This is a genomic window from Alteromonas alvinellae (assembly GCF_902705805.1).
The window spans coordinates 1-5,763 of sequence record NZ_CACSIH010000028.1 but is presented as its reverse complement, the minus strand read 5'-3'; the positions used below and the strand labels follow the sequence as shown (position 1 = coordinate 5,763).

Below are 5,763 nucleotides of genomic sequence, written 5' to 3'. Positions count from 1 at the left end.
TTTTAGAGGGGAAAATCCCTAGAACCCCATCAAGCTTTTCAACACAAAAGAGAAGTCACCCACGACACAACGTCTTACTCGAACAACTACAGTTTTACCTACAATTTTACTTGTAGAAATCAGCATAGCATTAGATACTGTATAAACAAACAGTATTGATTCTATTTTTTCGAGGTTCGTCATGAGTGTCTCGCTGATAGGCCGTAGCGGCGCACTTGCCTTCATCAAAGCCAAGCGCCTTCGTATTCCATTGTTCATGGAACGTGTTTCTGCTGGTTTTCCCTCACCAGCGCAGGATTATGTTGAGCAAACGCTCGACCTCAACGAGCTGTGCATCAAGCGACCGGCTGCAACGTTCTTTGTGCGTGTTGAAGGTGATTCAATGATTGATGCTGGGATTCACCCAGATGATATTTTGGTGGTTGATCGCTCTGTTCAAGCAGAACACGGTGACATTGTCATCGCTGGCATCCATGGTGAACTCACGGTAAAGGAGCTTCAACTAAGGCCGTGCGTCAAGCTGATCCCAAGAAACCAGGCGTATGAGCCCATTCATATTCCTGAAGGGGCAGAGTTAGAGATATTTGGTGTGGTCACCAATGTGGTGCGAAACATGCGCCGTAAGTCGTGACTATCCCATGCCTGTATTTGCCTTGGTGGACTGCAACAACTTTTACGCCAGTTGTGAGAAGCTGTTTCGTCCTGATTTAAAAGATACGCCGGTTGTGGTGCTGTCCAACAATGACGGCTGCGTGGTTGCACGCTCGCGTGAAGCTAAGTTACTCGGTATTAAAATGGGCGTACCCGTTTTTCAAATCAAAGCTGAAATGCAGCGCCATGGTATTTTGGCATTCTCGTCCAATTACGCGCTGTACGCAGATTTGAGCAGTCGAGTGATGCGCACTTTGGAAGAGATGGCACCACGAGTAGAGGTTTACTCCATTGACGAAGCGTTTTTGGACTTAACCGGTATTGAGTCTGCCATATCCCTTGTCGAGTTCGGACAACAAGTGCGAGCGCGCATAGGCCACTGGATTGGGATCACCGTCTGTGTAGGCATTGCACCAACTAAAACACTCGCCAAGCTGGCGAACCATGCCGCCAAGAAATATCCCGCCACTCAGGGCGTTGTAGACCTGACCAATCCAGATCGGCAACGTCGATTGCTCGCATTAGTCCCGGTTGATGATGTTTGGGGCGTTGGTAGACGGCTTTCTAAGCGTTTAAATGCGTTGGGTATCACCACAGCCTTAGACCTAGCCAATGCCTCTCCTAGAGCCATCAGAGACCAGTTTTCAGTGGTTTTAGAGAGAACTGTCAGAGAGCTCAATGGTGAGTCGTGCATTGAACTTGAAGAGATCCCACCAACTAAGAAACAAATCGTCTGTAGCCGTTCATTTGGCGAAAAAGTAACGCAATTTGAATTGTTACGTGAGGCCGTATGTGAATACGCAACCCGCGCCACTGAGAAGCTTCGCAAAGAACAGCAGCAAGCCAAAGTGATGACCGTGTTCATACGTACCAGCCCCTTTAAGGACAACGAGCCGCAATACAGCAGCTCTGCATCAGGTGAGTTGCTGATCCCCAGTTGCGATACACGGGATTTTATCGAGCTGGCCAATCACTTACTCAAGCGGATTTGGAAGGATGGTTTTCGTTATGCCAAAGCGGGCGTCATGCTGTCTGACTTTTACGATCCTGGCATGTTTCAACCAGGACTATTCGATGACGTATCGACCCGCTCTAATAGCCAGCAGTTAATGTCTGTATTGGACACCATTAACCAAAGCGGTGCAGGAAAGGTTTTCTTTGCTGGACAAGGACTCAAGAAAGATTGGTCGATGAAGCGAGAGCATTTGTCTCCCGCCTATACGACACGCTGGGACCAGTTGCCACGAGTGAAGTAGCGCAGTTAACTCAATAGGCATTCACTCTGCGACGCAGCATGTTGAGCTTATCAACCTGGCGTCGAACATCACTGAAGAATTCTTCTTTCTCCATGGCCAGCGCTAACTCCCATTCTTTGGCTAGACCTTGGCAGTCCAAAAATGAGTATCTCAGCTTTGTCTTTGAAATACGCAGTCCCTTACTAAAGACTACGCGCTTGCCTCGTTGACCGTGAAAACTGTTGATGTACCACTCAATGCCAAAGCCATACTTAAAGTCTCTGATACGGACACCAAGCAGCCCCCAGTCTTTAAAGGGCTCATTCTCACGAACCTTGTAATGGGTAACCCAAAAGTCATCAACTTCAGCTCTTGCCAGCGCTTTTAGCCTGTCCGTTTCTTGCTGCAATAAATTTGATACTTCTGATTTCCATTGTTCATTGACGATTTCTACCAAACCAATTTCCCCATCCAATTAACCCCAAAAGCCAAAACCACTATCCGTTTGGCTTTTGGATCGAAACGCCAAACGTAAAACTGCGGTAACAATCACTGTTTGGCGTCTCGATATAAATCAACTCGCGCAACCCCATACCTGACAAGGGATACAGCCCGATTTCACTTAAAAACGCCTAAAAAGACGTATCGTCATGAAGATACAAACCGTTTGGCGAGTTCAGGCCAGAATGCAAACGACGTTTGGCGTCTCGATTTTTTTGGCTCAGTTATCCGCCGCCAAACAGAGCCTATTCTCATACTTTTGCGAAAATGCAATAGGCAGATAGATGAAAGGATTTGTCACCTTTCTGCCCACCGCCAGTGCACCGAATCCTGATAATGACATTTGAGTGAACCGCCAGAGCACTTGGAATAGCCCAAGCGTGAACAGCGCGGTTGATTGAAAACCGTTAGAGCACTTTGAGTGCACAGGAGATAAGTATGTTTGTACTAGGCGTAGATATCGGTTACTCGAACCTGAAGCTGGCAATTGGCCAATCAGGCAGTGAACCGAAAACCATTATTCTGCCTGCGGGTGCCGGTCCTGCTGATCGTATGCCAGAGCGTATCGGTGGAGGCGATGATGAAACTTGTTTGTATGTGTCTGTCGATAATGAGCGTTGGGCGGCTGGTGTGCCTGCTGGACGCCTTCAAGGCTGGGAACGAGAGCTTCACCCGGAGTATCCCACCACAAAAACCTATAAGGCGCTTTTTCATGCCGCCTTGTTAATGGCTGAAACAGAATCCATCGATTTGGTTGTCACTGGATTACCGGTTTCCCAGTTTCATGAACCACAACGTAAGTCTGACCTTGTGCAGCGTTTAAAAGGTGTCCATCAAGTGACGCCTAAGCGCAGCATCACTGTTCATGACGTCAAAGTGCTGCCGCAGCCTGCCGGTGCCTATATGGATCTGGTTCAAACAGGTGGTGATTTGGGCTTGATTGAAGAAGGTCGCGTAGTCGTCATAGATCCGGGCTTCTTCTCTGTTGACTGGGTTGCCCTTGAGGCCGGAGAAATTCGCTACAGCTCATCAGGAACCAGTCTTCAGGCAATGTCCGTGCTACTGGAAACGATTGATAAGCTGATTTCAGAAGATCATGGTGCCAAAGTCGGAATGGATCGACTTGAAAAAGCCATGAGAACCGGCGACTTGCAGGTGCTGCTATTTGGAGAAAAAGTCGATATTTCACCTTATCTGAATGCTGCCATGAAAAAGGTAGCGCCTGTTGCTCTTACAGCCATGCGCCAATCCATGCGTGACGAAAGCATCAATGCGGACTTGGTATTGATCGCCGGAGGTGGAGCCATGGCTTATAAGGAAGCGGCCAAGGAGATTTTTTCACGAAGCAAGATCATCGTGCCGGAACAGTCTGTTTTGGCGAACGTCCGAGGCTTCTGGTTTTATGGGGCCTGATTATGAGAGTTGTCGTCAACATTCCCCCAGGGAGCCACCCTGAACTGCTCAAAGAATTAGAAAAGACGCCGCCACGGGAACGCGCTGAGCGTCTGCGGATGCTGGCCACCTTTGGGTTAATTCACATGAGCCAACCCAATCTATCCACGACATCTGTACCGGTGGATGGCCTTGCACCAGATGGTGAAGTTACTTCTATGAGTACAGCGCCAGAACCCAAAGCAGAAACACGTAAACAATCATTAAAATCAAAACTAGGGCTGGGCTTATAACATGGCGTTATCAGTTAGCTGGCTCGATGCCAGGTTAAATAAAGAAGCAAAAGAAACCGTAGTAAAAGCCGACCGAGATGGGCTAAGTGCTCGGGTGTCGCCCAAGGGCAAAATTGTTTTTCAGTTTCGTTATCGGTTCGATGGCAAGCAACAGCGGGTAGACATAGGTACTTACCCCCTTATGAAGCTTGCTGAAGCCAGGAATGAGCTGGATAGGTTAAGGGCAGTACTTGATCAAGGCCGAAACCCCAAGCTCTACCTACAGCAGGAACGGGCTAAGTATTCTGCTAATCAAAGCTTCGAATCGATTTTTCGAGACTGGATAGACTCTGCCGGTAAGCAAGGGCTAAAGGAGAAAACGTGGCACTACCAAAAACGCAGCAGTGAAATATATTTGCTGCCCCGACTTGGCAAGTACCCATTAACTGACATCAATGAATTGTCCTTGCGAAACTGTCTTCGTGAGGTTTCGGAGTCGTCCCCTTCAAACACAGAACGTCTGGTGTCTGTGCTGCACAAGTTTTATGACTGGCTGATTGATGAACAAATCTTGGAAATTAACGCTGCCGCTGGGATCACAGCAAAAAAGGTTGGCGGTAAAAAAGGAAAACGAACTCGGGTGCTAAATGACAACGAGATCAGGATACTTTGGCGCTATTTGCACGAGTCAAAAATCACTGAGAAGAATCGCATCTACATAAAGCTGCTTCTGCTATTGGGCGGTCGCAAGGGCGAACTCATTCAAGCTGAAAAGCGTCACTTTGATTTGCAATCAGCAATGTGGACAGTGCCTATAGAGATCCGCAAACAAGGTGAGAAAATTGGAGCGCCAATCATGCGGCCATTGATTAGGCCTGCTATTGAGCTGATTGAACTGGCGATGCAGATGAGTAAATCAACTTACCTGTTTCCCGCGAACGGACAAGATGATCTTGCCACAAATGGCTTTGATACCACTATTCCTAACAATGTGAAAATCTGGGCTCGCAGATCGCTTGGTATTGAGATGGAGCATTGGTCTATGCATGATCTTCGCAGAACGATGCGAACGCGAATGTCAGCCATCACCACGCAAGAAGTTGCCGAGTTGATGATTGGCCACAGCAAAAAAGGGTTGGATGCTATCTACAACCAATATCAGTACTTGGATGAAATGCGTCATGCTTACGACGTTTGGTATCAACAACTAGAAACCATCATCGAGCCGACAGGCTTTCCATTCAACTGGCGTTTCGGACAGTAAAATAAAAGAAAGAGGCTCAGTCCTCTTTCTTCTCATACTCCTCCAAGTCTTCAATGTGCCACAGCTTATTTCGCGTATTTCGGTTGATACGAGGTTGCGGCAAGCTGCCATCTTTAATTCTTCGCCAGAGCGTCGTATAGCTAATGTGGTAACGAGCCATAACTTCGTAAGATGTTAGAAAAGGGGTTACCTGGTGCGCTACTGCTGTCATCTGCATTCTCCTGAAAATCAATGTAAAGCTATCATCGCCTGATTCATCACTTGTTGATGGTCAGAAAGATGCATGATTTGTTCAGAAGATCAGCCTTATCATGGCACCGGTATCATTGTGCAGTTTACCAAATTTCCAGTTTACGGCGAAAAGCACCGTAAAATCGCGTAAAGTTAAACCCTCTTTAATCGATATGCACGCTCTAGCTACTAAGGCGTGTTGATCTTTCGTGATTAG

At 47.4% G+C, this 5,763-nt stretch carries 7 protein-coding genes; 5 read left to right on the top strand and 2 right to left on the bottom strand.

Annotated features, from left to right (window positions below; translation table 11 throughout):
• Positions 1–181 precede the first annotated feature (181 nt).
• On the top strand, positions 182–631 hold the full coding sequence (gene umuD, locus ACX5KA_RS01995; RefSeq protein WP_000116661.1) for a translesion error-prone DNA polymerase V autoproteolytic subunit: 450 nt from the start codon (positions 182–184) through the stop codon (positions 629–631).
• A gap of 7 nt (positions 632–638) precedes the next feature.
• Positions 639–1,907 carry a translesion error-prone DNA polymerase V subunit UmuC gene (umuC, locus tag ACX5KA_RS01990; protein ID WP_458730302.1) on the top strand — a complete coding sequence of 423 codons (1,269 nt, stop codon included), beginning with the start codon at positions 639–641 and terminating at the stop codon, positions 1,905–1,907.
• Between the two features lie 10 nt (positions 1,908–1,917).
• Here the strand turns inward: umuC and mobI are convergent, their stop codons facing one another.
• The gene (mobI, locus tag ACX5KA_RS01985) at positions 1,918–2,343 is read right to left on the bottom strand and encodes a conjugative transfer protein MobI(A/C) (protein WP_456043798.1); all 426 of its coding nucleotides are present in this window, start codon (positions 2,341–2,343) and stop codon (positions 1,918–1,920) included.
• A 482-nt stretch (positions 2,344–2,825) separates the two neighbouring features.
• Here mobI and ACX5KA_RS01980 point away from each other — a divergent pair, with 482 nt between their 5' ends.
• Genes ACX5KA_RS01980 through ACX5KA_RS01970 form a run of 3 tightly spaced genes read left to right on the top strand, consistent with a single transcriptional unit; the run spans position 2,826 to position 5,315 of the window.
• On the top strand, positions 2,826–3,800 hold the full coding sequence (locus ACX5KA_RS01980) for a ParM/StbA family protein (RefSeq protein WP_001963822.1): 975 nt from the start codon (positions 2,826–2,828) through the stop codon (positions 3,798–3,800).
• 2 nt (positions 3,801–3,802) lie between these two features.
• Complete coding sequence (locus ACX5KA_RS01975; RefSeq protein WP_024024505.1) at positions 3,803–4,072, top strand: hypothetical protein; 270 nt, start codon at positions 3,803–3,805, stop codon at positions 4,070–4,072.
• Position 4,073: 1 nt separating this feature from the next.
• Positions 4,074–5,315 carry a tyrosine-type recombinase/integrase gene (locus ACX5KA_RS01970; protein WP_024024506.1) on the top strand — a complete coding sequence of 414 codons (1,242 nt, stop codon included), beginning with the start codon at positions 4,074–4,076 and terminating at the stop codon, positions 5,313–5,315.
• 16 nt (positions 5,316–5,331) lie between these two features.
• Here ACX5KA_RS01970 and ACX5KA_RS01965 read toward each other — a convergent pair whose 3' ends face one another.
• Positions 5,332–5,526, bottom strand: coding sequence for a helix-turn-helix transcriptional regulator (locus tag ACX5KA_RS01965; protein ID WP_000127614.1), 195 nt, complete (start codon positions 5,524–5,526; stop codon positions 5,332–5,334).
• Between the last annotated feature and the right edge of the window lie 237 nt (positions 5,527–5,763).

Coding starts and splice junctions, on each gene's coding strand:
- umuC (WP_458730302.1), top strand. CDS start 639: ATGCCTGTATTTGCCTTGGTGGACTGCAACAACTTTTACGCCAGTTGT.
- umuD (WP_000116661.1), top strand. CDS start 182: ATGAGTGTCTCGCTGATAGGCCGTAGCGGCGCACTTGCCTTCATCAAA.
- ACX5KA_RS01970 (WP_024024506.1), top strand. CDS start 4,074: ATGGCGTTATCAGTTAGCTGGCTCGATGCCAGGTTAAATAAAGAAGCA.
- ACX5KA_RS01980 (WP_001963822.1), top strand. CDS start 2,826: ATGTTTGTACTAGGCGTAGATATCGGTTACTCGAACCTGAAGCTGGCA.
- ACX5KA_RS01965 (WP_000127614.1), bottom strand. CDS start 5,526: ATGACAGCAGTAGCGCACCAGGTAACCCCTTTTCTAACATCTTACGAA.
- ACX5KA_RS01975 (WP_024024505.1), top strand. CDS start 3,803: ATGAGAGTTGTCGTCAACATTCCCCCAGGGAGCCACCCTGAACTGCTC.